The sequence below is a fragment of the Methylomonas sp. MgM2 genome (assembly GCF_054172045.1).
The window spans coordinates 150,593-177,331 of sequence record NZ_JBSYXO010000006.1 but is presented as its reverse complement, the minus strand read 5'-3'; the positions used below and the strand labels follow the sequence as shown (position 1 = coordinate 177,331).

The 26,739-nt window shown below is 50.9% G+C and carries 31 protein-coding genes; 11 read left to right on the top strand and 20 right to left on the bottom strand.

Translation table 11 applies throughout. The features are described 5' to 3' along the window. Window positions 1-84 precede the first annotated feature (84 nt). From ACW73I_RS07430 to ACW73I_RS07415, 4 genes are all read right to left on the bottom strand, one after another. Window positions 85-366 (bottom strand): methanol dehydrogenase [cytochrome c] subunit, encoded by a 282-nt coding sequence (locus ACW73I_RS07430; RefSeq protein WP_458028603.1) that lies wholly within the window; start codon window positions 364-366, stop codon window positions 85-87. 135 nt (window positions 367-501) lie between these two features. After that, window positions 502-978 (bottom strand): cytochrome c(L), periplasmic, encoded by a 477-nt coding sequence (gene moxG, locus ACW73I_RS07425; RefSeq protein WP_458028602.1) that lies wholly within the window; start codon window positions 976-978, stop codon window positions 502-504. An 11-nt stretch (window positions 979-989) separates the two neighbouring features. Further along, window positions 990-1,832 carry a methanol oxidation system protein MoxJ gene (gene moxJ, locus ACW73I_RS07420; protein WP_458028601.1) on the bottom strand — a complete coding sequence of 281 codons (843 nt, stop codon included), beginning with the start codon at window positions 1,830-1,832 and terminating at the stop codon, window positions 990-992. Between the two features lie 89 nt (window positions 1,833-1,921). Next, the gene (locus ACW73I_RS07415) at window positions 1,922-3,730 is read right to left on the bottom strand and encodes a methanol/ethanol family PQQ-dependent dehydrogenase (RefSeq protein ID WP_458028600.1); all 1,809 of its coding nucleotides are present in this window, start codon (window positions 3,728-3,730) and stop codon (window positions 1,922-1,924) included. Between the two features lie 401 nt (window positions 3,731-4,131). Here ACW73I_RS07415 and ACW73I_RS07410 point away from each other — a divergent pair, with 401 nt between their 5' ends. After that, window positions 4,132-4,812, top strand: a complete 681-nt coding sequence (locus ACW73I_RS07410) for a response regulator (RefSeq protein ID WP_458028599.1) — start codon at window positions 4,132-4,134, stop codon at window positions 4,810-4,812. Between the two features lie 50 nt (window positions 4,813-4,862). Here the strand turns inward: ACW73I_RS07410 and ACW73I_RS07405 are convergent, their stop codons facing one another. From ACW73I_RS07405 to ACW73I_RS07395, 3 genes are all read right to left on the bottom strand, one after another. Next, complete coding sequence (locus ACW73I_RS07405) at window positions 4,863-5,450, bottom strand: hypothetical protein (protein ID WP_458028598.1); 588 nt, start codon at window positions 5,448-5,450, stop codon at window positions 4,863-4,865. 26 nt (window positions 5,451-5,476) lie between these two features. Then, a complete protein-coding gene (locus ACW73I_RS07400) occupies window positions 5,477-6,007 on the bottom strand; it encodes an SRPBCC family protein (protein ID WP_458028597.1) in 531 nt (176 codons plus the stop codon). Between the two features lie 462 nt (window positions 6,008-6,469). Continuing rightward, window positions 6,470-6,823 (bottom strand): hypothetical protein, encoded by a 354-nt coding sequence (locus tag ACW73I_RS07395; protein WP_458028596.1) that lies wholly within the window; start codon window positions 6,821-6,823, stop codon window positions 6,470-6,472. A gap of 34 nt (window positions 6,824-6,857) precedes the next feature. Between ACW73I_RS07395 and ACW73I_RS07390 the strand changes: the two genes are divergently transcribed. Together ACW73I_RS07390 and ACW73I_RS07385 are read left to right on the top strand one after the other, a co-directional pair. Then, window positions 6,858-6,983, top strand: a complete 126-nt coding sequence (locus ACW73I_RS07390) for a hypothetical protein (protein ID WP_458028595.1) — start codon at window positions 6,858-6,860, stop codon at window positions 6,981-6,983. Between the two features lie 116 nt (window positions 6,984-7,099). Beyond that, window positions 7,100-7,330 carry a GDCCVxC domain-containing (seleno)protein gene (locus ACW73I_RS07385; RefSeq protein ID WP_458028594.1) on the top strand — a complete coding sequence of 77 codons (231 nt, stop codon included), beginning with the start codon at window positions 7,100-7,102 and terminating at the stop codon, window positions 7,328-7,330. Window positions 7,331-7,530: 200 nt separating this feature from the next. Here ACW73I_RS07385 and ACW73I_RS07380 read toward each other — a convergent pair whose 3' ends face one another. Both ACW73I_RS07380 and ACW73I_RS07375 read right to left on the bottom strand, forming a co-directional pair. Beyond that, a complete protein-coding gene (locus ACW73I_RS07380; RefSeq protein WP_458028593.1) occupies window positions 7,531-7,716 on the bottom strand; it encodes a hypothetical protein in 186 nt (61 codons plus the stop codon). A gap of 80 nt (window positions 7,717-7,796) precedes the next feature. Then, window positions 7,797-7,994 carry a hypothetical protein gene (locus tag ACW73I_RS07375; RefSeq protein ID WP_458028592.1) on the bottom strand — a complete coding sequence of 66 codons (198 nt, stop codon included), beginning with the start codon at window positions 7,992-7,994 and terminating at the stop codon, window positions 7,797-7,799. Between the two features lie 303 nt (window positions 7,995-8,297). Between ACW73I_RS07375 and waaA the strand changes: the two genes are divergently transcribed. The 3 genes from waaA (at window position 8,298) to ACW73I_RS07360 (ending at window position 11,626) form a co-directional block, all read left to right on the top strand. Then, complete coding sequence (gene waaA / locus ACW73I_RS07370; RefSeq protein WP_458028591.1) at window positions 8,298-9,557, top strand: lipid IV(A) 3-deoxy-D-manno-octulosonic acid transferase; 1,260 nt, start codon at window positions 8,298-8,300, stop codon at window positions 9,555-9,557. Between the two features lie 96 nt (window positions 9,558-9,653). Further along, window positions 9,654-10,862, top strand: coding sequence for an argininosuccinate synthase (locus tag ACW73I_RS07365; protein ID WP_458028590.1), 1,209 nt, complete (start codon window positions 9,654-9,656; stop codon window positions 10,860-10,862). A 101-nt stretch (window positions 10,863-10,963) separates the two neighbouring features. Beyond that, complete coding sequence (locus ACW73I_RS07360; protein WP_458028589.1) at window positions 10,964-11,626, top strand: hypothetical protein; 663 nt, start codon at window positions 10,964-10,966, stop codon at window positions 11,624-11,626. A gap of 83 nt (window positions 11,627-11,709) precedes the next feature. Here the strand turns inward: ACW73I_RS07360 and ACW73I_RS07355 are convergent, their stop codons facing one another. Together ACW73I_RS07355 and cysG are read right to left on the bottom strand one after the other, a co-directional pair. Continuing rightward, window positions 11,710-12,045, bottom strand: coding sequence for a c-type cytochrome (locus ACW73I_RS07355; RefSeq protein WP_458028588.1), 336 nt, complete (start codon window positions 12,043-12,045; stop codon window positions 11,710-11,712). 203 nt (window positions 12,046-12,248) lie between these two features. Beyond that, on the bottom strand, window positions 12,249-13,643 hold the full coding sequence (gene cysG, locus ACW73I_RS07350) for a siroheme synthase CysG (protein WP_458028587.1): 1,395 nt from the start codon (window positions 13,641-13,643) through the stop codon (window positions 12,249-12,251). A 75-nt stretch (window positions 13,644-13,718) separates the two neighbouring features. On the opposite strand from cysG, the gene ACW73I_RS07345 reads away from it, so the two are divergent. Continuing rightward, the gene (locus ACW73I_RS07345; protein WP_458028586.1) at window positions 13,719-13,949 is read left to right on the top strand and encodes a sulfurtransferase TusA family protein; all 231 of its coding nucleotides are present in this window, start codon (window positions 13,719-13,721) and stop codon (window positions 13,947-13,949) included. Window positions 13,950-14,013: 64 nt separating this feature from the next. Here ACW73I_RS07345 and ACW73I_RS07340 read toward each other — a convergent pair whose 3' ends face one another. Beyond that, window positions 14,014-14,667: a histidinol-phosphatase gene (locus ACW73I_RS07340; RefSeq protein WP_458028585.1), complete on the bottom strand. Its 654-nt coding sequence runs from the start codon at window positions 14,665-14,667 to the stop codon at window positions 14,014-14,016. Window positions 14,668-14,819: 152 nt separating this feature from the next. On the opposite strand from ACW73I_RS07340, the gene ACW73I_RS07335 reads away from it, so the two are divergent. Then, window positions 14,820-15,344 carry an RNA pyrophosphohydrolase gene (locus tag ACW73I_RS07335; RefSeq protein WP_458028584.1) on the top strand — a complete coding sequence of 175 codons (525 nt, stop codon included), beginning with the start codon at window positions 14,820-14,822 and terminating at the stop codon, window positions 15,342-15,344. Here ACW73I_RS07335 and ACW73I_RS07330 read toward each other — a convergent pair. The 3 genes from ACW73I_RS07330 to argA all read right to left on the bottom strand — a co-directional run bounded on the left by ACW73I_RS07330 (window position 15,341) and on the right by argA (window position 17,750). Next, on the bottom strand, window positions 15,341-16,126 hold the full coding sequence (locus ACW73I_RS07330) for a metallophosphoesterase (protein ID WP_458028583.1): 786 nt from the start codon (window positions 16,124-16,126) through the stop codon (window positions 15,341-15,343). The two genes, ACW73I_RS07335 and ACW73I_RS07330, sit on opposite strands and share 4 nt — an antisense overlap. Window positions 16,127-16,213: 87 nt before the next feature. Beyond that, the gene (locus ACW73I_RS07325) at window positions 16,214-16,387 is read right to left on the bottom strand and encodes a hypothetical protein (RefSeq protein ID WP_458028582.1); all 174 of its coding nucleotides are present in this window, start codon (window positions 16,385-16,387) and stop codon (window positions 16,214-16,216) included. Between the two features lie 46 nt (window positions 16,388-16,433). Next, entirely contained in the window at window positions 16,434-17,750 is a 1,317-nt protein-coding gene (gene argA, locus ACW73I_RS07320; RefSeq protein WP_458028581.1) for an amino-acid N-acetyltransferase, read from the bottom strand. Between the two features lie 213 nt (window positions 17,751-17,963). Here argA and argH point away from each other — a divergent pair, with 213 nt between their 5' ends. Further along, window positions 17,964-19,355 carry an argininosuccinate lyase gene (argH, locus tag ACW73I_RS07315; protein WP_458028580.1) on the top strand — a complete coding sequence of 464 codons (1,392 nt, stop codon included), beginning with the start codon at window positions 17,964-17,966 and terminating at the stop codon, window positions 19,353-19,355. 411 nt (window positions 19,356-19,766) lie between these two features. Here the strand turns inward: argH and ACW73I_RS07310 are convergent, their stop codons facing one another. The 5 genes from ACW73I_RS07310 to pyrC form a co-directional block, all read right to left on the bottom strand. Continuing rightward, the gene (locus tag ACW73I_RS07310; RefSeq protein ID WP_458028579.1) at window positions 19,767-20,267 is read right to left on the bottom strand and encodes a DUF4124 domain-containing protein; all 501 of its coding nucleotides are present in this window, start codon (window positions 20,265-20,267) and stop codon (window positions 19,767-19,769) included. A gap of 96 nt (window positions 20,268-20,363) precedes the next feature. Next, a complete protein-coding gene (locus ACW73I_RS07305; RefSeq protein WP_458028578.1) occupies window positions 20,364-20,654 on the bottom strand; it encodes a lipid-A-disaccharide synthase N-terminal domain-containing protein in 291 nt (96 codons plus the stop codon). Further along, entirely contained in the window at window positions 20,644-21,372 is a 729-nt protein-coding gene (locus ACW73I_RS07300) for a glycosyltransferase family 2 protein (RefSeq protein WP_458028577.1), read from the bottom strand. Before ACW73I_RS07300 ends, ACW73I_RS07305 begins: the two co-directional genes overlap by 11 nt. Window positions 21,373-21,472: 100 nt before the next feature. Then, window positions 21,473-23,041 carry an ArnT family glycosyltransferase gene (locus ACW73I_RS07295; protein ID WP_458028576.1) on the bottom strand — a complete coding sequence of 523 codons (1,569 nt, stop codon included), beginning with the start codon at window positions 23,039-23,041 and terminating at the stop codon, window positions 21,473-21,475. A 218-nt stretch (window positions 23,042-23,259) separates the two neighbouring features. Beyond that, entirely contained in the window at window positions 23,260-24,342 is a 1,083-nt protein-coding gene (pyrC, locus tag ACW73I_RS07290; protein ID WP_458028575.1) for a dihydroorotase, read from the bottom strand. Between the two features lie 77 nt (window positions 24,343-24,419). Between pyrC and ACW73I_RS07285 the strand changes: the two genes are divergently transcribed. Beyond that, window positions 24,420-24,686: an FmdB family zinc ribbon protein gene (locus ACW73I_RS07285; protein WP_458028574.1), complete on the top strand. Its 267-nt coding sequence runs from the start codon at window positions 24,420-24,422 to the stop codon at window positions 24,684-24,686. A 105-nt stretch (window positions 24,687-24,791) separates the two neighbouring features. Further along, window positions 24,792-26,582, top strand: a complete 1,791-nt coding sequence (gene aspS / locus ACW73I_RS07280; protein WP_458028573.1) for an aspartate--tRNA ligase — start codon at window positions 24,792-24,794, stop codon at window positions 26,580-26,582. The last annotated feature ends 157 nt before the right edge of the window (window positions 26,583-26,739 follow it).

The following is a 26,739-nucleotide window of genomic DNA, read 5'->3' as shown; positions in this document are numbered from 1 at the left end:
GTGGCGTTTGCCGCAGGTTCCGTAGCGGCAAACGCCGGGGGGTTAGCAAAGGGCGAATCCATTCGCCCCTACAGCCATAGGCGATTATTGCTCTTCGACGTCGTAAACGAACTTGCCGGTTTTGGCCATGAGCTCGACGCGTTTGGCGTTACGGGCTTCCATTTCCTTGATCGATTGCGCTTGTTTGTTCAGTTCGTTGGGATCGTGTTTCGGGTCGTATTTGCTCCCCGCCACTTTTTCAGGGTAACCCGGCTTGGGTTCCCAGCAGTTGCCGGCTTCCTTGCATTTGGTGCCGTCGTAAGCTTTCGCGGCGCCTGTCAAGCCCAAAAACAATAGCGCTGTGCTCAAAATCAATAATCGTTTCATGTTGATCTCCTGATAAATTTATTGGATAACCATCTTCTTCCCCCTTTGGAAAAGGGGGATCGAGGGGGGATTTGGTTAGAAAATCTCCCCTAGCCCCTCTTTTTCAAAGAGGGGTACCGTTTCGCCGTAAACGTGTTACTTCAACCATTCCGCTTTTTTCGGATCGCCTTTATAGATGCTGCGGATAAATGCCATGATGTGCAGCATGTCGTCGGTGCTGAAGTTGACGTATTGCGGCCCCATCATGCCGTTGGCCCCGCCGAACAAGATTTCGAACAAACCCTGGTCGGTCAAACCGCGCGGGTAAGTCCAATAGTCGTCGGCCAGGCCGGGGCCGAGCTTGCCTTCCGCCTCGTGGCCGTGGCAGCCTGAGCAACCCGTCATATACAGGCTTTCGCCTTTCTTGACGGCCTCTTCGTCGCCGTTGTAGGGGTTTTTACCGGTTTGCATGAATTGCTTGAATTGCTCGGTATTGCCGCCTTTTTTGGCGAAGCTCAAATCCAGCTGTTCGCCGTTAATGGCATGGCGCAGCGTGATGTCGGCCTGTGCGGACGATATGCCCGCCACCGCCAGGCTCAGCAAGGCACCGTTCAAAATGGTTTTAAGTTTCATTGATTTTCCTGTTAATTCATCGACAAGGCGGTTTCGGGTTCTTTCAGAAGCGGTATGCCTTCCGCTTCCAACAGCTCCTCGATATCGTCCTGATTTTTTCTAATCAATTTGTTCAATTGTTCCAGCAAAGCCACATCGCCCTTACGCACGCCGATCGCCGTGCTGTAATGGAAGCCGACCTTCTCGCCGTCGGCCCGCGTGTTGTTGTCGGGGATGACGGTCATCTTCAACGGGGTAGCGGAGGCCTTTACATAACGGGCCGCGGCCGGTCCCCACAACACGGCGATTTCCGCGTTGCCGGACGCGACTTCGTCGACCAGTTTTTCGGTTTCATACTTGACGTACTGGTTGCGGCGCGACTTGAAACCGACAAGCTCGTGCTGGTAATTGAACATATCGTTGTAACGCCCTATCGCACGCAGCATGGTCTCGGCCGGGGTACCGGGTATAAAGGCGATGCGCTTGGCGGTTTGTAAGGCCTCGCTGTCCCAGTTTTCCAGTTCCAGATTGTCCTGCTCGCGAGTGATGAAGACATAGCCGGAACGGTAATAAGGGACCGTGGTGTACAGCCTGGGATCGCCGTAATCGACGCCCATCACCACGTCGCACAAGCCTTTGTCGACATAATCGCGTATGAAGTAACGCGGGTCCTTCCAAGTCACGGTTTCCAGCTTACGGCCCATTTGCTCGGCAACATATTGCGCCAATTTGTTTTCGAAGCCCTCGCCGTTTTGGTTGGAATAGGGCATTTCGTTTTCGGCCGTGCAGACTTTCAATGCCGGCTGCTCGGCTTGAGCGGTGGAAAACCCAATGCCCAGCGCCAAGGCGGTTAATAAGTGTGTCGTCGTTTTCATGTATTTTGGGATTCAACGTAGGGTGGGCATGCAATGCCCACCGATTCGATTCGGCCAACAAGGTGGGCATTGCGTGCCCACTCTACGGTTTATAGCGAGAACACCATCACGCCGCCGCCCATTTGGGTGTAGTGCGCCAATTCCTTGAACGCACCGACCGCACCCAGACCCGCGGTCGGGTCGGCCAGGTCGAACACCAAGCCGACGCCGGGCCAGCCGCCGACACCGTAGTAAATCGCAACGTATTGTTTGTTGTTGTGTTTATAGGTAATCGGGTGGCCGATCACGCCGGAAGGCAGCTTGAACTTCCACAGTTCTTCGCCGGTTTTGGAATGGCGGGCCTTGATGTAACCGTCCAGGGTGCCGTAGAACACCAAGTCGCCGGCGGTGGCCATGGTGCCGCCCCAAACCGCGAACTTCTCCTGAACTTCCCATTCCATTTTGCCGGTGACCGCGTTCATAGCCTTGACTTGGCCCAGGGTGCCTTTAGGACCGGGATACATGTTCAAAGTCGCGCCGACGAAGAATTGGCCGGCTCGGTAAGGCAGCATGAACGGCTCCCAGTCCATACAGATGTGGTTGACGCCCATAAAGAACAATTGTTTGTTCGGGTCGTAGGATTCGATGCCTTGGTTGTGGTAACCCATAGCCGACGGGCAGATGCCGGTCGCTTGATGATCCATGCGGGTCGAATATTCCGGATCGCGCACCGGCAGGCCGGTTTTCAGATCGACCTTCTTGACCCAGTTGACGGTGTCGTCGATCTTGAAGGCGTTGACCAAATCGCCGGTTTCCCGGTTCAGCGTATAGACGATGCCGTTGCGATCGGGATGGGTCAGCAGTTTGGTTTTCTTGCCGTTGACCATTTGCTCGGACAAACCCATGTAGTTGACGCCGGCGTAGTCCCATTCGTCATGCGGGGTTTTCTGGTAGCCGAATTTGGCTTCGCCGCTGTTGATGTCGCGACCCCAGATGGTCATGGTCCACTTGTTGTCGCCCGGGCGCATGGTTTCGTTCCAAGGCGCCGGGTTGCCGGAACCGAAATACAGCATTTCCAGGTCGCTGTCGTAGGCGTACCAGCCCCAGTTGGTGCCGCCACCTATCTTCCAGGCATCGCCTTCCCAGGTTTTGAGGCCCAAGCCGAATTGGCCGTAGTGCGGGTTGGCTTTGTTGAAGTCTTTCGACAATTTGATGTCTTCGTCGGGACCCGTGGCATAGACCCGCCATTCCTGCTTGCCGTCCTTGACGTTATAAGCCGTGGCGTAACCGCGTACGCCCAATTCGGCACCGGACGAACCGACGATGACCTTATCCTTGGCCACGAACGGCGCCACGGTCAAGGTCGAACCCATGGCGATGTCGGAGTTTTCCATTTTCCAGCGCAACTCGCCGGTCTTGGCGTTCAGCGCGACGACATGGCCGTCCAGTTGGTTCAAGAAGATCGTGGCCGGATAATCCTTGCCGGCCGGCGCGTAGGCCAAACCGCGGTTGACCACGTCGCAGCACGCTACTGCACGGGCGGCCGGATTTTGTTTGGGTTTGAATTGCCACAAAATCTTGTCGGGTTCGTCCAGACTGATCGCGAACACGTTGTTCGGATAGGGCGTATGCACATACATGATACCGTCGACCACCAGCGGACCGCCCTCATGGCCGTTCAAGACGCCGGTGGAGAACGACCACGCCACTTTCAAGTTTTTCACGTTGTTGGCGTTGATGTCGATCATTTCGCTGAAATGGGTCGATGCGTAGTCTTTGGTTTGCATGACCCAGTTGGTGTTCTGTTTGGAAAGCTGTTCCAATTCTTTATTCGCCAGGGCTGGTTGCGCCGCGCTCAGGATGCCGCCGGCTAGCAAGGCCGCGGTTTTCCCGGCTATGCGCAAGTCGAGTTGTTGCATGTGTCCTCCAGGGTTTTTCTTATGTCTGAAAAGAGGCGCGGCGTCGATGGCCGAAAGCATCGCAAAAAAGCCTTTTGATCAAGTGCATCATAGGTGACCGGCCAACCAGCCGCGCTGCCGAAAATGATATAGAGGACCGGGCCGGCGCCGTTACGGAAAAACTCCATGAATCGGATAGGAAAAGTTCGCAAAGAACGCCGGAAAACGTCCCATATTCGGTGAGCGACTCGATGTCGGGGCAAATCGGGAAAAGCTCCCATGTTCCAAGCCGAATTAAACGGGCATCATATGCGGCTCTACCGGCACTGAAACAAGCAATCCGGCCAGCCAACTTCAGTAAAAAGCCGCGCCCGATTCGAACGGGGGCTAACGTGCAATCAATACGATCGAGGTTTTATCGGGTGATAAAAAAAATTAGTGTTCTACTGGTCGACGACCATGCCGTGGTTAGAACCGGGTATAAGACATTGCTATCGTTGTCCGAGCGGATTGGCGACATTTACGAAACGGAACGGGGCGAAGAGGCTTGCCAGCTTTATTCCCGATTGCAGCCGGACGTTGTGGTGATGGATTTATCCATGCCGGGTCTGGGCGGCCTGGAAAGCATGCGGCGCCTCATCAGCCGCCACTCGAATTGCAAGATTCTGGTTTTCAGCATGCATAACGAATTGGTTTACGTGACGCGTGCAATCAAGGCGGGAGCCAGGGGCTATCTCAGCAAAAACAACGCGCCGGACATATTGGTCACGGCGGTTTGCCTGATTGCCGAGGGCGGTACTTTCGTGGAACCGGTCATAGCTCAACAGCTGGCGATCAGTTCAGGAGCCGAATGGGGCGAGCTTGACCGAATTAAATCCCTGTCTCCGCGCGAATTCGATATTTTTCGACTGCTGGCAACCGGCATGACCAGCCGGGAAGTCGCCGACAGCCTGTGTCTAAGCAATAAGACCGTGTGCAATCACGCCACGTCGGTCAAAGACAAATTGGGCGTCAGAACCCTTTCGGAATTGGCTTTGATGGCCAATCGCCACGGCATCATCGGAAATGCCCCTTATTCCGCAAAAGGTAGCGCCATTGAATAGAGCGGACGCCTCATGGTATGGAGGAATCCGCATGGTCATTCAGGTCGGGTTCAATTTTTAGCCGCCTGTTTGGCAAGATACTTTGCGACTCCCGTGCTGGGCGCGGATGCCTGTTGCCTTTCCAAATATTTGGCCACACCCGTCTTCTTTGGGGATACTTTTTCCAAATATCGTTCGACCCCGGTGATCGCGGACGTAGGCGGTTCAGATGCGGCCTGAGCAAGCTGTACGGGCTTTTTTCTGAAAAACATGAAAATACCCAATGCAGCCAGCAAGACCAACAGTCCGTTGCGACCGGATAGCAGCGATTCTTCGCTTTCCCCGCTAACGATGGCAGTCTCTGCCGGTTTAGTGCCCGGTTCAACGGAACTTTTTGCTTTCGTCTCGGCCGGCTCCGGCCGGTTTTTGCTTGTTGCCAGTTGCTGAGGTTCGACGGTTTCAGGCGCCGAAACGGAACCGGATTCCGCTGATGCGCTCGCTTCGGGCTCGTTAAGCGGCGTGGAAGTGACTACCGTATTTTGCCCGGTATATTCGACCGCAGGCCTGTATTCGGCAGGCATATAATCCTCGGCAAACGCGCAAAAACTCGTCAGCAGTGTCACGCTCATGCCGAGACCGGCAATTCGACTGGTGTTCATGGTATCTCCTCCTGTTGATTTGGTCTTTATTGTGATTCGACTTTGCTTTTTAACCCGGCCAGGCCGTTTTTGAAGAATGCGGTCATGGCCTCGACGGCCGCTTCATCGTTAAGATTAGCCGGCGGAGTGTTACCGGTGTCACCCCGGTAAAAACGGCTTTTCAGCGTGACCAAACTGGTGCCGGACGCCTCGCCCGGCACCACTTTCAATTCGATGCTATAGGAGCTGGCCGGGAAGGCTTGGGTATTCTCGGTTTTTAACCGATAACTGTATTCATGATCCTGTTCGCTGTAATAATCCAATTCTTCCACCAAAGATTGGCCGTTTTGAAAGGTCAGCGTGCGTTTGCCGCCGGACGCGTTCACCCCGTCGCCCTCGCTTTTTTTCAGGCCGGGATGCCAGTCGCCGATCGCATCGAAACCTTTGACCGCGTCCCAAACTTTGGCCAAGGGCGCATTGACCGTGACCGATTCCTTGGCCTTTTGCGGGGTCGGGCCATGAGCAAATAGGGATGCACTAAAAATCAACAATCCGAGAAAAAGAATCGGGTTTTGCATATCGGGATCCTGAATAGATAAAAGCTATTATTATCGACAGAGAGCGTCATGAAGCGTTGGGAATAACTCCTTTTCGGGCCGGGCGTCTTTCCTATTCAACGTAACGGCGTTCGCGATAAATTGGCCGGGATTATCTACTCCTTCGCCGGCAGCGCCTCAAGCGGCGGCCCTCGCCCGCGAACCGGGAAAGCTCTTTAGGATTCGGCCAAAAACAACTTCCCGTACCCTGGGGCATACCGAATGAGGAACGCCGTGAACCCTTCCATGGGGGCTTGACGGCAGCGTCCTTGCTGCCGACATCCTCACTCGCTACGTCCCCAGTGACTATGGCCATATCGGGAAGTTATTTTGGACGATATCCTTATTCGATTGCGCGCCTGGATCCGGCAGTGAATCGGCCAAGGCCGATGATGCATGTTGTTGAACGCCGCAATGAACGCATCCGATCAACTGAGCGAAATCCTACTTGCCGAACATCGCCCCGGACTGCTTCGCTATGCCTTGCTGCAACTGCGCGATAACGAACCGGCCCGACGACGCCGTGCAGGGAACCTTGCTGCCCGCTTGGCAAGCGGCTGCGAGTTTCCAAGGCAAGGCTGGTTTACGCACTTGGCTAATCGGCACTTGAAACATAAAATTGCCGACCACCGGCGGCGTAGCAGCCGTGAAATCGCTAACTTTGGTTGCGACCAAATCGTTAACGGCACTGATGCAGCCTATGAGGACGCGTCTTTCATGAACAATGACCACTGGAACGGCGGCCCCATAACCTGGAACGATCCCGAAGCGGCGTTCAAGACAGGAGTTCCGGGACATCTACGAAACCTGTCGGAACTATCTACCGCCGAAAATGGCCAAGGCATTCATGTTACGCGAACTGGTGGGCTTGGAAGCCGAAGAAGTGTGCCGCGAAACCGGTTCAAGCGACGCCGATTACCGGGGCACCACGCACCGTGCTCGATTGCGGTTGCGCTAATGCCCGGAAATTCGCCGGCTCAGTCAGTCAAATAGGAGCATCGCCATGCGGAGTTGTCGCGACATTACCGCCCCTGTGTCGCAGGGTTCGGATAAAAAATCATAGGACAAGTAACGATGAACAACGAGGTCATTTTAGAATCAACACTGATCTGCCCGGAATGCGGACACCGCAAAACCGAGGTCATGCCGAGCGATGCCTGCCTCTGGTTTTACGAGTGTCAGGGCTGCCATACTCTGTTAAAGCCTAAGCCCGGCGACTGTTGCGTGTTTTGTTCCTATGGGAGCGTCCCTTGTCCGCCGATACAGTTGCACGGCAAACAGGCGGGGTGTTGCGGCAAATCCTGATTCTCGTCCAAAACCGATCGCGTAACCGCCGCAGCCACTTTCGGCCGGCAAATCTCCTCCAGCAATCTTGCCGGCAACTCATGATCGATCAACGCTTGTAAATCCGCGGCGTTGTGCCTTTTGGCGTCGTTGGTTTCAATGCCTGCTTGCCTTGCTGCTTTTCCGGAATAAAACCGTTACCGCATGCCCGGCAAAACACCTTATCGGCGGCTTTTTTGCATGACACGGCGCGGAGTCGCGGCTCGACAGCGCATCGTCCTCGCTACCGCCCAACAGTCTCGATCATTACCGTTGTTTCCCGTCAATTTATCCTTGCCCGGGCCGCCGGATAAAGTATCGCTACCATAGCCGCCTGACGGCTGATCGTAATCGTCATCGCCCCCCATATACGGTCGTTACCCTTGTCAGTTTAATTGTCAACGGGCCGTCGTGCCACAAAGTGCGTCCTTTGTGTCCGGACAACACTTCAACGGTCGGCTTCGGCGGCGCGGTATTGACTTTCACTGCTGTTGCCGTACCAGTCGGTGGCTTCTACCACCACTTGATGCAGGCCTTCCGGCAGTTCCAGCTCCCGGCGATGGGTTTGCGCATTGTCCTGCCGGTCGACCCAACAATCGGTATCTGGAAAATCGCAGCCCGGTTGGCCGGCCGTGGTAAATCGCACACTGCAATGCCGTTATCTGACGGTAATCCCCACCGGATGAGAGGTTGCGGTGATTGCCAAATGCGGATTGGACGCCATCCAACCGTCTTCCGCAACGATTTGCGCGATTGCCCTGGTTAGGGAAATAGAATTGCCGAAAACTTAGCTATAGTCCTGTACAATTCTGTCCTTTGATTTCCCGTATATGCTTTTGTGTATTTGGGTTGATTATTTAGTATTCATAAAATTGGCTATCTTCGAGTAGATGTTTTTGCAGTCGACTAGACAGTCCAAGCTACTCGGTTTGAAGCTCTGACTCATATAATGCGTTATTTGTATACATTTGTTTTTTATTGCAGTTTACCTGTCGTGTTGTTGCGGCTATTTTGGCGTGACAAAAAAGTACCGGGATATTCGCTGCGTTGGAGAGAGCGGTTTGGATTCTATGAGGGAAGTCCGAAAAGGAATCTAATCTGGTTTCATTGCGTATCGGTTGGAGAGGCGGAGGCTGCATTTCCATTAATTAAACTGATGCGTACGGAGCATCCCCACCGTCGTTTTTTGGTGACCACCATTACGCCCACCGGGTCGGCCCGGGTGCGCGCCACGTTGGGAAACCAAGTTGAACATGTTTATCTGCCTTACGATCTACCTTTAATACTTAACCGTTTTTTTGACCATTTCCATCCGGCAATAGCTGTATTTATAGAAAAGGAAATTTGGCCGAATATTTTTGCAATCTGTTCCCAACGACAAATACCTTTATTTGTAATAAACGGACGATTGTCCGAATACGCTGCCCCCGCTTATAAAAAAATTCCCGGGGTGATTAAGCCGGCATTTCGATGTATTAGTCGAATTGCTACACAGACTGAAGAAGACAAATTACGCTTCATAGAAATCGGAGCTATTCCGGAGCGGATCGCGGTATTGGGAAATATTAAATTCGATGTGACTATAGACGAGTCGGTTATCGCGACTGGAAGGAATTTCAAACAACAAGGATTAGCCGGCCGATTTGTGATGATTCTTGCCAGCACGCATCAGGGTGAAGAGGCTTTGCTTTTGCCGGTTTACCGCGCGTTAAAAACCCATATTCCGGAATTGTTATTGATGATTGCGCCCAGGCATCCGGAGCGATTTCGGCAGGTAAAAGAGTTATGCGAAGAGCAAGGTCTGACTGTGGTGATGCGGAGTGAATCGGCGTCAATTTCCGCAGAAGCGGATGTCTATATCGCCGATAGCATGGGTGAATTGAAAATGTTATACGCAGCCGCGGATGTGGCATTCGTCGGAGGCAGTCTGGTTCCGGTTGGGGGGCACAACGTATTGGAGCCGGCATTGGTTGGCGTGCCGGTGTTGTTTGGACCGGAGATGTTTAATTTCAAGGAGATTGCCGAAAGGATATTGGCCGAACAAGCCGCGATTCAATGCAATGATCCACAAGCCGTTGTGGATGCCGTTTTGCAAATAAAGGATGACGTGGACTTCCGAAATAAAATGACTGCTAGAGCTAAAGCCTTTGTATTGCGTAATCAAGGGGCAACTCGCAGAATAGCCGATATGTTGGCTGAAGTATTGTAAATGTTCGGCAAAGGTCGGGCTTGTTAAGTAAACCCGGTTTGTTTTCCGTTATAATTCACGCCGTTTTTATTCTTAAATCTATGGTGTAAAACACATATGTCCGAAGTCAAAAAAGTGGTGTTGGCCTATTCCGGCGGTCTGGATACCTCGGTTATTCTTAAATGGTTGCAAGATGTCTATCAATGCGAGGTGGTGACGTTTACCGCCGACATCGGTCAAGGGGAAGAGTTGGAGCCCGCGCGCACGAAAGCCAAGGCGGCGGGTATTAAGGAAGTTTACATCGACGATTTGCGAGAAGAGTTTGCCCGCGATTTTATATTTCCGATGTTTAGAGCAAACACGATTTACGAGGGGGAATATTTACTGGGTACTTCGATTGCTCGTCCCTTGATTGCGAAGCGCTTGATCGAAATTGCCAACGAAACCGAGGCCGATGCGATTGCTCACGGTGCGACCGGTAAAGGTAATGATCAAGTGCGTTTCGAATTGGGTGCCTACGCCTTGCGGCCGGATATCAAAATTATTGCGCCATGGCGGGAGTGGGATTTGAACTCCAGGCAAAAACTGTTGGATTACGCCGAAAAACACGGCATTCCGGTAGAAATGAAAAAAGGCAAAACCTCGCCGTATTCCATGGATGCCAACTCACTGCACATTTCATACGAAGGCCGTATTCTGGAGAATCCTTGGACCGAGCCGGAAGAAGATATGTGGCGTTGGACGGTTTCACCGGAAAACGCACCCGATCAAGCCGCTTATGTTGAACTGACTTATCAAAACGGCGACATCGTTGCGATCGATGATGTGCCGCATACACCGCATCAGGTGATGGAGAAGCTAAATAAACTTGCCGGGGAAAACGGCGTCGGTCGATTGGACATCGTCGAAAATCGATATGTGGGTATGAAATCGCGCGGCTGTTACGAAACCCCGGCCGGTACCGTGATGATGAAGGCGCACCGGGCCATCGAATCGTTGACGCTGGACCGCGAAGTGGCGCATTTGAAAGACGAGTTGATGCCGCGTTATGCATCATTGATTTATAACGGTTATTGGTGGAGTCCAGAACGCAAGATGCTGCAAACCATGATTGATGCGTCGCAAGTCAATGTGAACGGCAAAGTACGCCTGAAGTTATATAAAGGTAATGTTATTACGGTTGGGCGCCTGTCGGATAACAGTCTATTCGACGAAAACATAGCGACATTCGAGGAAGATAGTGGCGCGTACAATCAGAAAGATGCGGAAGGTTTTATCAAGCTTAATGCGTTGAGAATGCGGATTGCGGCAAAAAAGGGCCGTTAAGTTTGTCTGATATTAAGGCGGGACATTTTCAGTGAAGCTTGTATAATGGATTATCATGGGTAAGATTGGGTTTGTGGCCTTGAGTTGCATACTATTCCGTCTTGCACAAACGCTTCCTGATTAGCCACACTATAACAATAATGAGCGATATACCCGAGATTAATCTGGATGATGCCAACAGTAAATCACAATCGCTAGCTTTACTTCAGGCTGTCCAACGACACCATGCCTTGGTAAAGATCAATCGGTTTCTGTTGGTATTGGTATTTGCATTGATGGTTGCGGTATTTGCGATGGGAATATTCTTAATGCCAAAGCAAGACACAATCGAAGAAATTCAAGCAAACCAAGCTGGGACGGTAAGCTATGCACTGCAAAATCCGGCACTTTCAGCCGAAATAAATGCATTGAAAGGTCAGTTGTTCGGCCTCGTCAGCGGTTCGATTGAAAGTAAGCTGCGATCGCTGGAGGAAAATATCAAGCGCGGCAGCCTTGTGGATTCATTAAACACGCTCCAGGACTTGAAAAGCGATGTAAAAGTGCTAAGTACTTACACCGGTCACACCCAGGTAAAGGTTCAGGACGATGCGGTTAATCAGCGGTTGATCAAAGAATTGACTGATTTAAAGGATCTGGTCTTTTTGACATTCATATCGTGTGGCTTGATGATAGCCGCAGTGGGGTGTATTTGGTTGCGTAATCGCTATCGCCTCACTCATCAAAAAAATCGTACGATTTATTTGGGCCGCTGTCGGAACGATTAACTAAGATTAGGATTTTTCGAGAGCATAAAAAAGCCGCCACACGCAATTCGTGTGGCGGCTTTTTGTTTGCCTGAAGACTTTAATTATTCGCTCAGGTAAGAGTATACGGCGTCGATAGCTTGGTCTTCGGTATAGCCTGCTTTCTTAACAGGACCGACAGCCATGATGGCTTCAACGGCTTTAGGCATACCGTTTTTGCCTTCTTTCAAAACTTTTGCGAATTGATCTTTAGGCAGTTTACCGGCTTTGATCAGTTCTTTTAATTGAGGGTTAGAAGCGATGTCGTGGCAAGCGCCGCAACCGCGGCCGAAAGCGCGCTCGTAAATTTTCTCACCAACTTTTTTCGCTTCGTCGGCGGCTACTTGAGTGCTAATTGCAATCAGAGCGGCACCTGCTAATAAACCAAATGATTTTTTCATTCTTATGTTCTCTCGTTGTGATTAAAAAAGGACCATGAACCACATAGGGCAATCCAATGGTCAATGGAAAGAAAGTCAGGAAAGGATAGGGAATTTTGCAGAAAAATTCAATCGCTTTTCTTTAAAACAGGACGATTTTCCTAGCCTCCAGCCCAATTTTTCCCGGTTAAACTTAAATTCTTCTGAAGCGGGCGTATTTGAATCTAATCCGATTCGCGTCTTTGAAACCAATCCAGTTTTTCATGCAAGCGGACGACGGTTCCGACAATTATTAAAGTGGGGGGCTTGATGCCGGCTTGATGTGCCTGCTGTGGCATATTGCTTAAGGTGCCGGTGATTACTTTTTGATTAGGTGTTGTACCTTGCTGAATAATGGCAATAGGGTAATCGGACGGTAGACCGTGGTCAATCAAAGCTTGGCATATGTTTTCCAACCCAACCAAGCCCATATAAATCACTATGGTTTGGTTAGGTATGGCTAACTGTTTCCAATTCAGGTTGATGCTGCCGTCTTTTAAATGTCCCGTAACAAAGGTGCAGGATTGTGCATGATCGCGATGGGTTAACGGGATGCCTGCATAGCTGGCGCAGCCTGAAGCCGCCGTTATGCCGGGTACCACTTGAAAACTGATGCCTTGTTGCAGCAGCGTCTCGATTTCCTCGCCGCCGCGCCCGAAAATAAAGGGATCGCCCCCCTTCAGCCGAGCGACGCGTTTCCCCGCTAGTGCCAAATTCGCCAGTAATTCGTTAATCGATTCTTGCGCTAGGCTATGGTTGCTGCGCTGTTTGCCGACGTAAATTTTTTCCGCATCACGTCTGGCCATTTCCAATATACCCGGTGACACCAATCGGTCATAGACCACGATATCGGCCTGCTGAAGCAAGCGTAACGCGCGAAAGGTTAGCAAATCCGGGTCGCCCGGGCCTGCGCCGATCAAATATACCTCACCTACCGGTTTCGGTTGATCCGCATTGTTTAAGCAGCGAATAAATTCGCGCTCGGCGTCCTCGGTCTTGCCGATTAAAACGAGTTCCGCAACGCGGCCGTTCAATATGTTTTCCCAAAATAGGCGGCGCTGTGCGGGATGTTTTATTTGTTGCTTTACTGATAGCCTAAATCCTTCGGCAAATTGCGCTAGCCGGCCGTAGGCGGATGGAATAACGCTTTCTATCTTCGCGCGCAATAAACGTGCGAGAACCGGGGAAGAGCCGCCTGAGGATACAGCGGCAATCAACGGAGATCTATCGACTATGGCCGGAAAGATAAAACTGCACAATTCCGGATCATCAACCACGTTTACCGGAATCTGATGCTGATTGGCCGCTCGGGCGACTTGCCGGTTGGTTGCCTTGTCGTTGGTGGCGGAAACCACCAGCTTCATGCCCAATACATCCGGGTCGCTAAAACGTTTTTGTAACAAAGTCAGATTTAGCTCGGTTTGTAAACTGAGCACGCTTTTGCCGAAAGCCTCGGCTACTACGGTAATACTGGCGCCGGCACGCCCTAACAGTTCGATCTTGCGCGCGGCAACATCGCCGCCTCCGACGACCAGGCAGGGTTGGTTTTTCAGTGTAAGGAAAAGCGGAAAGTAATCCATTGGGTGCTTGATTTTTCGCGGCTAGGGTTGGTGATATGATACTGTTATCTATCGCTAATTTTGGTTAAGCAAAAAATGATCGAATTTGACTTAGAAGTTGATGCCAGTGGTTTGCAATGCCCCTTACCGTTATTACGTCTGAAAAAAGCTATCATGGAAATTGAAAGTGGTTCGGTGGTTAAAGTCATTGCCACCGATCCTGCCGCCCATTTGGACTTTGGTGTCTATATTGATCAAGCGGGGCATGTTCCATTGAAGATTCTTAAGGAAGCGGACAAACAGATCTTCTTTATACAAAAAAAATAGAAGCGATTCAATATTATATTGGCGGGCCGGCATGGGCTGGTCGACGCGGCCTGATTTTCGCGCGTCATCTCAGGCTAATAACCGGCCAGCCGGCCGCATCCGCGGCCTGACGCAGCTTCTGGTCCGGGTCGACGGCTATAGGTTTGTCAACCAACTTCAGTAAAGGCAGGTCATTATGGGAGTCGCTGTAGAAACAGCTTCCCTTTAGAGTCATTTGTGTGGCGGAGAGCCAATCTTCCAGTCGCTTGACTTTGCCTTCCTGAAAACACGGAATGCCTATAAACCGGCCCGTATATCGGCCATCGATAAACTCCGGGTCAGTCGCCAGCAAATGGTCGATGCCGTAAAGTTCGACGATAGGCGCGGTTACGAACCGGTTGGTAGCCGTAATGACCAAAAGCGTGTCGCCGGCCGTGCGGTGTCGCTCTACTAAAGCATGTGCGGCGCTAAGCGTGATCGGTTTGATCACAGTTTCTATGAACTCTTCCCTCCAGCAGTAGAGCTGATCAACATCATGCGCGGCCAAAGGCGCTAACGAAAAGCTAAGGAACGCCGCAATATCGAGCGAGCCGTGTTTGTAATCCTCGTAGAACTTTTGGTTGGTCTGTTCGTAATAGTCCTTATCAACTATGCCGCGATCCACTAAAAACTGCCCCCATAAGAAATCGCTGTCGTCGGCAATTAAAGTGTTATCCAAATCAAAAATCGCTAAGCTCACAGTAAACCTGAAGAAAGTAAATAAAACATCGCGGCTTATGGCTTCCGCCGCCTATTTGTGGAACAATTGCACCATTAAGTTTTAATGGTCTGCCCGAATGCGATTTTAACATTCAGCCGGCATTACGGGCGGCAAATAATACAGGTTTTTACATGATAGACTCGAAGGGATACCGGCCGAATGTCGGGATCATCCTTTGCAATGACGAGGGTCGTGTGTTCTGGGCAAAGCGTAAAGGCGCTAATTCGTGGCAATTTCCGCAAGGCGGTATCGACAGTGACGAAGACCCAGAGACCGCGATGTATCGTGAATTGTGGGAGGAGACCGGCTTGCGTCCGGAAGATGTCCAATTATTGGGACGTACACGTTATTGGCTGCGTTATAAGCTGCCTGAGCGTTATATTCGCAAAAACTCACAGCCATTGTGTATAGGCCAGAAGCAAATCTGGTTCATGTTGCGCCTATTGGGTGATGAATCCACGGTGCGATTCGATTGCGGGCACAAGCAAGAGTTCGATAGTTTCAAATGGGTCGAATATTGGTATCCGCTGCAAGATGTGGTGTATTTTAAGCGCCGAGTGTACCGTAAGGCGATGGATGAGTTAGGCGCTCTATTGATTGCGGATGACAGCCAGATAGATGCGGCCGGCTATTTGTCCGGACGAGATGACGCTTAATAAGCGTGAGCGTTTATATCTAGGTCGTCCATTTTTATCGGTGCGCGGTAGCATTTCGATTGCAGCTTGCCGTTAGTAAACAATTCAAATATCCGGTAGCCGGGCGAGGCGTTTTCAATGCAGAACTCGGACGAGTTAGGCGCAAACTGGAAACAGCTTGACGGCGTGCCGTAAATGGCCATTTGATCCTTGGTTGAGGAAAGTTCTTGATGGATGTGTCCGAACGTCACGGCTTTGACCTGGGGGAATGCTTGGATCAATGCCAAAAAACTGCCGCTGTTGCGGATCTGCATGGTATCCAGCCACGGCGAGCCGCTGGCGATACAGTGATGATGAACGGCGATCAGCGTCGCTAACTCAGGGCTGGACTGTAAGCATTTTTCCAAAAATCCTAATTCATTTGACGTGAGGTCGCCGGCGGGGCTGCCTGGTTTCTGACTATTCAAAGCGATGATTTGCCATCCCTTTAGTTGCACGACCTTATCGCAACTCACGACACCCTGATTCAAATGGATCGTCATCAAGCCGAAATCGTCATGATTGCCCGGTAGGCATAGGCAGCGGGTATTGTAGCTTTGGAGGTGCTGACATATGCGCCGATAGCTGTCTGCGATCGGATGTTGCGCCAGATCGCCGGTCAGCAGAATCAGATCGAAACGGCCATGCTGATCGTGTGCGTGTTGCAGGGTTTGCTGAAAAAGAATCTCGGTATCGATCCCGAACATGGTGTCGCCAAGATGCGGTTTTATGTGTAAATCGGTAATTTGCAATACTTTCAACATGCTCGGCGTTTGGTCTGGTTAAGTTAAATACCGGAAATAAACCCGGCTGTTCGGATGGATTTCAGCAAAATTGTCGCGCTCGCCGAACTATCGATAACCGGTATGTTGGTGCAAGGGTAACAAGTCCAAGTTGACGTCTACTTGCACCTGATAAGCCAAAACCACATAGTGCGTACTAATTCCCGATTGTTGGGCAAAGTTATTGTCGTAAATATGGGTGAAAGCGCCCAGTAGTTTCCATTCTTCGATATTTAATAGCATGCCTAGTTCAGCGTGACTGATTCGACGTAACGATCGGGTCTAAAATTCAGCCGACGTCTTTGTACAGCAACTTGGAATTACGCTGATAGTTATAAGCGTTTTTTATCGGCTCAGGTACATCGGCAATTTCGCAAAGAATAAATCCGCGTTCGAGAAACCAATGAACGGTTTGAGTCGAGCGGACAAATAAACGCCTAAGGTTCTGTTTTCGAGCGTTATCGATTAAGTGTTGCAATAAACGGTTGCCGCGTGCGCCTTTTTGATAGTCGGGATGTATCGCAAGGCAAGCGAGCTCCGCGTTCTGCTTATCTTGCATAACGTGGAATGCAGTGCAGCCTATGATCAAGCCGTCCCGTTCGATGACAATGTAATCGTTGATTTCCATTTCCAGTTTTTCCCGCGAGCGTTTTACCAGTATGCCTTTCTGCTCCAGAGGTTTAATTAGCTCCATAATGCCGCCGATGTCCTCCAGGGTGGCGGGGCGAATGGTTTCGAATTCATGCGAGCTGATCAGCGTGCCAACGCCGTCGCGGGTGAAAAGTTCCAGTAACAGTGCGCCGTCCAGATGTCTGTCGATTAAATGCGCACGGTCTACTCCTTGCCGGCAGCTCTGTATCGCCGCACGCAACGAGCGAGCGACTGCTCCGGGCATATCCGGATATTGCCGTAGCAACTTGCTCGCCTGCTCGGTGGTCAACTGATGAATCGGCTTTTTAGTTTCGGGCGATAAACACGTTTGTTCGGTCAGCAGAATCAATTTCTCGGCGCTTAATGCAATCGCAACCTCGGTGGCGACTTCTTCGGCGGATAAATTAAAAACCTCGCCGCTTGGCGAATAACCGATAGGCGAGATCAGCACGACATTATTCTGGTCGAGTTGTTGATGAATTGCCTGCGAGTCGATGCGCCGAACCGTGCCGGTATGGCAATAGTCGATGCCGTCCAGTACGCCCAAGGGCTTGGCCGTGACGAAGTTTCCGGAAGCCACGCGGATTTTTGCGCCGGCCATCGGCGAGCCGGAAACGCCCATCGATAATAGGGCTTCGATCTCTACCCGCACCAACCCTGCGGCTTGTTTAACGTATTGCAATGTCGTGGCATCGGTGATGCGCAAATGGTGATGAAATTTCGGTTGATCGCCTTGTTGTAACAAGCGTTCGTCAATTTGAGGCCTGATGCCGTGCACTAACACCAAGCGGACGCCTAAGCTCTTTAATAAGGCAAAGTCGTGGATCAAGTTGTCGAAATCGGGTGCGGTTACCGCGATGCCGCTGAAAAAAATTACAAAGGTGCGGTTGCGATGGGCATGTATGTAAGGCGAGGAGCTTCTAAACCAGTTAACGAATTCTGCCGATTGCTGCATTGAAATCTCGAAGAGATGAATATTAAGGTGAAATAACGATTAGCACGTTAGTTTAGCCGGATCGTCGAAGTCTAGCATGCGGCTTGGTTTTAAAGTTTATTCTCAAGCGTTGACGGCGGTACTCGGCGGTTATCAATAATTATCCGGATTTAATGGCTAAAAATGGGTTAAGCGGCGGTATAATTGGCCGATTCATTGTTTGCCTATTATGTTATGAGCACTGTTAATACCGAAAAATTGTCCAGCGCCCGTTTTGCTGAAGCCACCGATGCGTTTGTCGAAGAATTTACCGCATCAGTGGGCTTTGATCAACGGATGGCTCTGCAAGATATACAAGGTTCGTTGGCGCATGCGGCGATGCTGTGCAAAATCGGTATTTTGACCGGGCAGGAGTTAAGCGATATCCGTCGAGGTCTGGCGCAAATTCAAGGAGAAATCGAACGCGGCGAGTTCGCTTGGTCGATCAAGCAAGAAGATGTGCATATGAATATCGAGGCGCGCTTGACTGACTTGATTGGGATAGCCGGCAAAAAGTTACATACCGGCCGCTCCCGTAACGACCAAGTGGCGACCGATATCCGCTTATATCTACGCGATGAAATCGGCCACATTCTCGCCGAGTTGAAACGTTTACAGTCGGCTTTGTTGGACGTGGCCGAGCGTGAAGCCGATACGATAATGCCGGGATTCACTCATCTTCAAGTGGCCCAGCCTGTCACTTTCGGTCACCATTTGATGGCTTGGTTCGAAATGCTGGCGCGCGATAGCGAACGTTTATCGGATTGCGTCAAGCGCATCAATGTCATGCCGCTGGGAGCGGCTGCGCTGGCGGGTACCAGCTACCCGATCGACAGGCATATGACGGCGGAACTGCTGGGTTTTTCCAGGCCGTCAAATAACTCGCTGGATTCGGTTAGCGACCGCGATTTTGCGATCGAATTTGCCGCCGCCGCTAGTCTGATCATGATGCACTTGTCGCGTTTTTCCGAGGAAATGGTTTTGTGGGCCAGCGCGCAGTTCGATTTTATAGACATTCCGGATGCGTTTTGTACCGGTTCGTCTATCATGCCGCAAAAGAAAAACCCCGATGTGCCGGAGTTGGTGCGCGGCAAGTCCGGTCGCGTCGCCGGACATTTGATGTCGCTGTTGATGTTAATGAAAAGCCAGCCTTTGGCCTACAACAAAGATAATCAGGAAGATAAGGAACCTTTGTTCGATACCGTCGATACGCTAATTAACTGTCTGCGCGCCTTTGCCGACATGGTGCCGCATGTGAAAGCCAAGCCTCGGAATATGTATAACGCTGCCAAGCGAGGCTTTGCGACCGCCACCGATTTGGCCGATTATCTGGTGCGTAAGGGTATGGCGTTCCGCGATGCCCACGAAGTGGTAGGTCAAGCCGTGCGCTTGGGTTTGGAAAGCGGGCGCGATTTGTCGGAATTGAGCCTGGAAGAATTGCAGGGCTTCTCTGAAAGCATTGCTGAAGATGTATTCGATATCTTGAAACTGGAGGGTTCCGTGGCGGCACGCAATCACATCGGCGGAACTGCGCCGGAGCAAGTTCGGAATGCCGTCGCTCTCGCTAAATCCCAATTGAATCGCTAAATGCAGTTTTTAGGCTAGACCCGTAAATGGCGCTATTAAGAATCGCTGGAAAAGTTGTCTTTTATGACTGACCGGCAGCACGAAGCGGTGGCTATTCGCGTCGACTGTTTTAGATCGGCTGCGATACCGAATTTCTGTGGCAGCCGATGGCTTAGGATATCGTCCAAAACAACTTCCCGATATGGCAATAGGCACTGGAGACGTACCGAGTGAGGATGCCGGCAGCAAGGACGCTGCCGTCAAGCCCCCCATGGAAGGGTTCGCGGCGTTCCTCATTCGGTATGCCCCAGGGTTCGCATCGGCAAAACGGGAAGTTGTTTTTGGCCAAATCCTTAACAGTATGAGGTCGGCTTTGTTGCAACAGTATCGACCCATGGCGATCATATCCGTGCAAGTCTCGGATTGTTTGGGCTAAGGGGACGTGACCGGGGCCCGACGCGGGTTTTCTCGGGGTAGGGGTATGGTGGAGTCCGGGTTTTCTCGGGGTAGCGGTATAGTGGGAGAAGGTACAGGTCGGCCCGGCAGCAAATAATAGAGCGGTCGCATAAGGTTTTGGTTTTCTAGTGCGTTTGCTTGTCTTTGTTGCGCTTGCGCTTGTTCTTGTTGAGCAATGGCGCTCCGCCGAGCAAATTCCAATGACGCGGCTTCCTGGTGTTGAGATCTTTGTTCTTCCTCTTCCTTTAATCGCTCGGCTTTTTTTGTTTCATATTCGCTGCGTATCGCTTCAAGTTTTGCCTTGGCTTCCGCTTCCTTGACCGGGTCGAATTTTATATCGAGCTGCTGTTCTTTTTTGGATGCGGAGCAAGGACTATTCTGGTAAGTCGCTTGACCGTATTTGCCGATGCATTTGAAGACATCGGCCAATGCCGATACCGAGATCATTGCCAAAAATAGGAAAATTAGTACGCGCATTGCAAATCTCCACCGCCAACAAACCGTATTTTGCATTCTTAGTGTAAATAACTCGGCATTACGTTCCGATCATGCCTTTATTTTAGTGCGGGTTGGCTAATTTTTCCCAGTGGCTAGCGCTTCTTCCCTCGTGTGCTTGACAACGAAGTAAAGATTTCGCATGTAGATGAGTAAACCGCCGGCTTGTCCCAGAATGAATACGGGGTCTTGTTTATGGATGGAATAAATCAGCAAAGTGGAGCCGCCAAGGATACTGAAATACCAAAACATCACTGGTATTACACTTTTTCGTTGCCGTTCGCTGGCTATCCATTGCACTAGGAAGCGGGCGGAGAACAAGGCTTGTCCGGTGAAGCCGATAATCAACCAAATGGTGTTATTGTCCATGTTTTACCTCGCGGATCACCGGTAAGCTATGGCGTTTTTTGAGCCAGACCACACCGAGAAGGTCGATGACACCCGCCATTAAGCGATCCAAAGTGCCGTATTTCGACTGACCGTGGCTGCGCGCCCTGTGGTTTACTTTCACCGAAATCACTTGCCCTCCGGTCATTTGTATCATGGCGGGCATGAAGCGATGTATGTGATCAAAATAGGGAAGTGCCAAGAATTTATCCCGGCGGAACAGTTTTAATCCGCAGCCTGTATCGGGTGTGTCATCGTGTAAGATGGCTCGTCTAACGGTGTTGGCGAATTTCGATGAAAATCTTCGCCATCCGGTATCGTTACGTTTATGCCTAAAGCCGGCTAACATCCACAATTGATCGGAATTATGTTCCGACAACGCGTCGACTAATTTAAGAATGTCGGCAGGGTCGTTCTGACCGTCGCCGTCCAAGGTCGCGACCCAATCGTGTCGGGCGGTGGCAACACCGCTGTGAATCGCCCGGCTTTGACCGCAACTTTTTTGATGTTGCAAGACGCGCAATTGCGGGTAGTTTTGCATGGCGTGCCTTAGTTTTTGAAGCGTGTCGTCGGTGCTGCCATCGTCGACGAAAATCATTTCATAGCTTTCTTGCGTATCTAAAGCCCGATCTATCTCGGCGATGAGGCTATCGACATTCCCGGTTTCGTTATGAACCGGGACTACAACCGAAATTTTCATGAATTATTAACAGGTAAGTTACTAAAATTGAATATGAGTTTTATGAGTGGGCGGATTTTAATCAAAATTGACGCAGGTTTCTGATTTAAGATTGCCCCGCTTACATAGAGAGTATTTGCCGGGCCGTTTTAAACGCCAGCCAATATTCCCGATGCGGCTGCATATAAGCGGCGCGATCCGGTTTGGTTTTTTCCAAATAAATTAAGTAACCGTTCGGGTGTTGTTGCGCCCAGTCACGCGCCTGGCCGGACTCGATGGCTTGCAACGGTTGGGTTAAACGGCCTAGAAAATGTAATTGACCTTCGTAATCGCCAACGTAACAGACCGGAATTCTTTGATCGTTAAATGCTTTTAGCTTAATTGCGGCCAGCCTAAGATTATATTGCAGACCGGTATATTGAAAGAAAAATATGAAACCGGCGAAGACCGCTCCCACCACCGCGCTGGAGAGTGCGGGCGAAGAGAGTTTACCGGCGTAGGCGGTCAGTGCGGCTAGAGCCGCTGAAATCCCGATGACGCTGAGCCCCCAGAACGGCTCCACTTGTTTGACCCAATTCAGTTTGGCCAAGCCGGGTACATCGGGCAGAAATATCAAAAATAGCCCGACCAAACCAATGATTATTGAAGGTAGGAAGTCGGAGCTTGGCTTAAGCTCCCGCGCCGGATGGTCTAGTAAACGTGCACAAATCAATGCAAATGCCGGCAGCATCGGAATCAGATAGTGGATCTGTTTGCTGGGGAGCGCGGAAAACAACAAAAACGAGCTTAATAACCAACTGACGCTTAGCCTGAGGCCGGTGTCGGTGGAAAAATCGACGTGGCGCAAGTTACGCCATAGTCGCGGCCAGGTAATCCACGGAAATACCAATAAAGGCAAAAAAATGGCGTACCAAAAAAATGGTCGAGCGTGAATTTTGGTGCCGACAGTGCGGTCCGCCGTTTGATGCCATAAAATGGCATCGGCATATTCCTTACCGCCGGCGGAAGCGGCGGGTAGGGCCCATGCCAAGGCGAGAGCGATACCGGCCATTATGGCTAGTCCTAAATAAGCGAACCAGGATTTACTAAAGCGTTGTTCCGGTTTGGACCAGAAGACGACCAGCAATGCGCTGGGCAGAAGATGCAGCAATATTACCGGGCCTTTGGTCAAAATGCCTAGGCCAATTGCCAATGCGAAATAGCTCCAACCCTTTGCCTGAGAATATCTAATCGCTTCGACCAAGCCTAATATACCCAGCAAAACAAAACAGGTCAGCAAGATATCGAACATGGTCGAGCTTGCGAACAAGGTCCATAGTAGCGTCGCGATGAGTATCCATGGGGCGTTTTGAGCAACAGCCGGCTTTTCGGGCCACAGCCTATCGGCAATGTGCCGAATCAAAATTAAATTAGCCAGTGCACAGAGCGGCCCTACTAAGCGCGGCCACCATTCGTTGATACCGAATAAGGCCCAGCCGCCTTGAAACAGCCAAAACAATAACGGCGGCTTATGGCTATAGGTATGCCCATTCAGATAAGGCACCAAAAAATCGCCGCGCAACCACATTTCCCACGCCACACTGAGATAACGGGTTTCATCGATCGGAATCGGATCGCGCAGGAAAATTGTAAGTGTCAGCAATAGCCAAAGAGGAAAGATGCCCCAGCGGTAAACAAAGTCTTTAGACATGATTGGGTTGTTGGAAAATGAGTAAGCCGATTTTTCTGTCGGATAATGATGCTTCTGCGAGTGCCGAATACAAAGTGTATGCGAAATTTATGCCTCTTAGACTCGGGTTATGTTTTATTAATGAATCAAATGATTAAGGCTATTGGTAGTTGGCTATCGAACATTCAGAGTTCGACGTACTTAGTTGATATACACCATGACCGGTTGAAATCCACCAATTAGTTGGCGACAATTTGCCAGTTCATTTGCTCGCCTGCTTTCAAAGGAGTGATTGAACAGTCTGCATCTCCGTACTGTTTCGGCACCGTCCATGAGTGTTTTTCTAACGTGATGGTTTCGGTGTTTCGAGGTAGTCTATAAAAATCGGCGCCGTAAAAACTGGCAAAGCCTTCCAGTTTGTCAAGTGCCGCCGCTTGCTCGAAGGCCTCGGCATACAGTTCGATGGCGGCATGAGCGCTGTAACAGCCGGCGCAGCCGCAGGCATTTTCTTTTAAAGACGTCAGATGCGGGGCGCTATCGGTGCCCAGAAAGAACTTTGGGTTACCGCTAACGGCGGCTTTGAGTAAGGCCTGGCGATGATGCTCTCGTTTCAGAATCGGCAAGCAATAAAAATGCGGTTTAATGCCACCGGCCAGAATCGCGTTACGGTTGTACAGCAGATGTTGCGGCGTGATGGTGGCAGCGACTTTTTCCGAGGCGGCTTCGACGAATTGCACAGCGTCTTTCGTGGTTAAATGCTCGACTACGATACGCAGCTCCGGAAACTGTTGCGTGATCTGTGCAAGCTGGGTATCGAGGAATATTTTTTCGCGGTCGAAAATGTCGAACTCAGGTGCGGTCACTTCGCCGTGTATCAAAAGCGGTATGTCGTGTTCCTCCATGGCCGCGAAAATCGGGTAGGCAGTCCGGATGTCGGAAACGCCTGCATCGGAATTAGTCGTGGCGCCTGCGGGATACAATTTGAACGCATAAACGTGCTCGGATTTGGCGACACTTTTGACTTCATCAATATTGGTATTGCCGGTTAAATACAAAGTCATCAAGGGGTTGAAAGTCGATTCGGCCGGTAAGGCGGCTAGGATTTCATCACGATAACTGACTGCTTGTTCGACACTGGCGACCGGCGGTTTCAGGTTGGGCATGATGATGGCACGGGCGAATTGCCGGGCCGTATGGGCAATGACTGTGTTCAATATCGCGCCGGTTCTGACATGCAAATGCCAGTCGTCGGGACGGGTGATCGTTAATTGCTGATTCAATTTAACCATTTTTACCCCGTCTTCGATTAAAATGACCGGCATTCTATCATCATGGGTCTTGAAAAACGCAAGACTCGACCTTATTCACAAGCTGTTTTTGGTTTTATTATGGAGTGGTTATGCCCATCTATGAATATATATGTAATGCCTGCGGTCATGAACACGAAGCTTTGCAAAAACTCGGTGCAGATCCTTTAGTCATTTGTCCGGCCTGTAACGAAGCGGAATTGAAAAAGAAGATCTCTGCGGCCGGTTTTCGCTTGAAAGGTGGCGGTTGGTACGAAACCGATTTTAAAAGTGGTAACAAGAAAAATGTTGCCGGTGAATCTAATTCAGGCGGTAACTCATCCGGTGGTGCATGCGGCGGAAGTTGCGCCTGCCATTAATCCAGGTTTGAGTTAACCGGGAAGGTATAGTCCAACCAAAGCCAGTCTGTCGGGTTATGTTAAACCCGACCCACATTTCATATTTAGATCAACTCGAGAAACATTATGCGTAGCCACAAGTGTGGAGAATTGAACACCCGACATATAGGACAAACCGTCGCGTTGTGCGGCTGGGTACATCGTCGCCGAGATCATGGCGGCGTCATCTTCATCGATCTGCGCGATCGTGCGGGTTTGGTACAGGTGGTGTTCGATCCAGACTCGGCCGATAGTTTTGCAATTGCCGAACACGTGCGCAGCGAATATGTGTTGCGTATCGAAGGCGTGGTGCGCGAGCGGCCGGAAGGCACGCACAATCCCAATATGTTTACCGGCGAAATCGAAGTGCTCGGTAAGCACATCGAAGTGCTGAACGAATCGGAAACCCCGCCGTTTCCGCTGGAGAGCGAAATCGAAGTTAACGAAGAAACCCGTCTTCGCTATCGGTATATCGATCTGCGCCGTCCGGCTATGCTGCATCGATTGAAGGTCCGTCGCGACGTGACACGGCATCTGCGTCAGTTTTTGGATGAGCGCGAGTTTTTCGAAATCGAAACCCCGTTTTTAACCAAAGCCACACCGGAAGGCGCGCGCGATTACATCGTGCCTAGCCGTACTCATCCGAATTCGTTTTTCGCGTTGCCGCAATCGCCGCAGCTCTATAAACAATTGCTGATGGTGGCAGGCATGGAGCGTTACTATCAAGTGGTGCGTTGCTTCCGTGACGAAGACTTACGGGCCGATCGTCAGCCGGAGTTTACCCAGCTTGATATCGAGACCTCCTTCATGGGCGAGCAGGAAATCATGGCGGTCGTGGAAGAAATGATACGCCGTCTGTTCAAGGACATCATCAATGTCGATTTGGGCGATAAATTTCCGGTCATGAGTTATGCCGAAGCGATGCGTCGTTACGGTTCCGATCGACCTGATTTGCGTATTCCGCTGGAATTGGTCGACATCGCCGATGAAATGCGCGAAGTCGATTTTAAGGTATTCTCAGGCCCCGCCAACGATCCGCACGGACGTGTAGTGGCGATGCGGGTTCCGGAAGGCGGCGAGATGAGCCGGAGTGTCATCGATGAGCTGACCAAATTCGTCGGTATTTACGGCGCTAAAGGTTTGGCTTATATCAAAGTCAACGATTTGGGCGCGGGTGCCGAAGGGCTGCAATCGCCTATCGTCAAATTTGCGCCGGCCGATGTTTGGGCGAAGGTCATGGAAAAAGTCGGCGCTCAAAACGGCGATTTGATCTTCTTCGGCGCAGACAAAGCGAGCGTCGTCAACGAAGCGATGGGCGCCCTGCGGGTCAAACTAGGCTTGGATAGGAACTTGTTGACCGGTGAATGGAAGCCTTTGTGGGTGGTCGATTTTCCGATGTTTGCTTGGGACGAAAAAGAACAGCGCCACACCGCGATTCACCATCCGTTTACTGCGCCGAAATGTGGAGTGGAAGAATTGAAAGCCGATCCTGACAAAGCGCTCTCGCGGGCTTACGACTTGGTATTGAACGGTACCGAAGTCGGCGGAGGCTCCATCAGGATTAATCGGACCGAAATGCAGCAAATCGTATTCGCGATCTTGGGTATCGGCCACGAAGAAGCGCGTGAGAAATTCGGTTTCTTGCTGGATGCTTTGAAGTACGGCGCGCCTCCTCACGGCGGCATTGCATTCGGTCTCGATCGCTTGGTTATGCTAATGACCGGTGCTCATTCGATTCGGGATGTTATCGCTTTCCCGAAAACTCAGACCGCTTCTTGTCCATTATTCAATGCACCGGCCGTTGTCAGCGACGAACAGCTGAAAGAACTGGGCATCAGATTGCGTAAACCGGCTGGTAAAGACGAAAAGCGTGACTAATTGGCTTCGCAATGGGTTGACTTAGCAGTCGGCCCATCATGAAACACAATGTTTGATCATTTTTTGATTTGATTCCGCGGGAATTTTTTTGAATCGAAGCCTATTGCTTGTATGCCTGTGCGTGATATCCGGAACGATTGCTTGTGCGTCTGTTGAA

Coding starts and splice junctions, on each gene's coding strand:
- ACW73I_RS07430 (WP_458028603.1), bottom strand. CDS start 366: ATGAAACGATTATTGATTTTGAGCACAGCGCTATTGTTTTTGGGCTTG.
- moxG (WP_458028602.1), bottom strand. CDS start 978: ATGAAACTTAAAACCATTTTGAACGGTGCCTTGCTGAGCCTGGCGGTG.
- moxJ (WP_458028601.1), bottom strand. CDS start 1,832: ATGAAAACGACGACACACTTATTAACCGCCTTGGCGCTGGGCATTGGG.
- ACW73I_RS07415 (WP_458028600.1), bottom strand. CDS start 3,730: ATGCAACAACTCGACTTGCGCATAGCCGGGAAAACCGCGGCCTTGCTA.
- ACW73I_RS07405 (WP_458028598.1), bottom strand. CDS start 5,450: ATGAACACCAGTCGAATTGCCGGTCTCGGCATGAGCGTGACACTGCTG.
- ACW73I_RS07400 (WP_458028597.1), bottom strand. CDS start 6,007: ATGCAAAACCCGATTCTTTTTCTCGGATTGTTGATTTTTAGTGCATCC.
- ACW73I_RS07395 (WP_458028596.1), bottom strand. CDS start 6,823: ATGTCCCGGAACTCCTGTCTTGAACGCCGCTTCGGGATCGTTCCAGGT.
- ACW73I_RS07390 (WP_458028595.1), top strand. CDS start 6,858: ATGGCCAAGGCATTCATGTTACGCGAACTGGTGGGCTTGGAAGCCGAA.
- ACW73I_RS07385 (WP_458028594.1), top strand. CDS start 7,100: ATGAACAACGAGGTCATTTTAGAATCAACACTGATCTGCCCGGAATGC.
- ACW73I_RS07380 (WP_458028593.1), bottom strand. CDS start 7,716: ATGGGGGGCGATGACGATTACGATCAGCCGTCAGGCGGCTATGGTAGC.
- waaA (WP_458028591.1), top strand. CDS start 8,298: ATGCGTTATTTGTATACATTTGTTTTTTATTGCAGTTTACCTGTCGTG.
- ACW73I_RS07365 (WP_458028590.1), top strand. CDS start 9,654: ATGTCCGAAGTCAAAAAAGTGGTGTTGGCCTATTCCGGCGGTCTGGAT.
- ACW73I_RS07355 (WP_458028588.1), bottom strand. CDS start 12,045: ATGAAAAAATCATTTGGTTTATTAGCAGGTGCCGCTCTGATTGCAATT.
- cysG (WP_458028587.1), bottom strand. CDS start 13,643: ATGGATTACTTTCCGCTTTTCCTTACACTGAAAAACCAACCCTGCCTG.
- ACW73I_RS07345 (WP_458028586.1), top strand. CDS start 13,719: ATGATCGAATTTGACTTAGAAGTTGATGCCAGTGGTTTGCAATGCCCC.
- ACW73I_RS07335 (WP_458028584.1), top strand. CDS start 14,820: ATGATAGACTCGAAGGGATACCGGCCGAATGTCGGGATCATCCTTTGC.
- ACW73I_RS07330 (WP_458028583.1), bottom strand. CDS start 16,126: ATGTTGAAAGTATTGCAAATTACCGATTTACACATAAAACCGCATCTT.
- ACW73I_RS07325 (WP_458028582.1), bottom strand. CDS start 16,387: ATGCTATTAAATATCGAAGAATGGAAACTACTGGGCGCTTTCACCCAT.
- argA (WP_458028581.1), bottom strand. CDS start 17,750: ATGCAGCAATCGGCAGAATTCGTTAACTGGTTTAGAAGCTCCTCGCCT.
- argH (WP_458028580.1), top strand. CDS start 17,964: ATGAGCACTGTTAATACCGAAAAATTGTCCAGCGCCCGTTTTGCTGAA.
- ACW73I_RS07310 (WP_458028579.1), bottom strand. CDS start 20,267: ATGCGCGTACTAATTTTCCTATTTTTGGCAATGATCTCGGTATCGGCA.
- ACW73I_RS07305 (WP_458028578.1), bottom strand. CDS start 20,654: ATGGACAATAACACCATTTGGTTGATTATCGGCTTCACCGGACAAGCC.
- ACW73I_RS07300 (WP_458028577.1), bottom strand. CDS start 21,372: ATGAAAATTTCGGTTGTAGTCCCGGTTCATAACGAAACCGGGAATGTC.
- ACW73I_RS07295 (WP_458028576.1), bottom strand. CDS start 23,041: ATGTCTAAAGACTTTGTTTACCGCTGGGGCATCTTTCCTCTTTGGCTA.
- pyrC (WP_458028575.1), bottom strand. CDS start 24,342: ATGCCGGTCATTTTAATCGAAGACGGGGTAAAAATGGTTAAATTGAAT.
- ACW73I_RS07285 (WP_458028574.1), top strand. CDS start 24,420: ATGCCCATCTATGAATATATATGTAATGCCTGCGGTCATGAACACGAA.
- aspS (WP_458028573.1), top strand. CDS start 24,792: ATGCGTAGCCACAAGTGTGGAGAATTGAACACCCGACATATAGGACAA.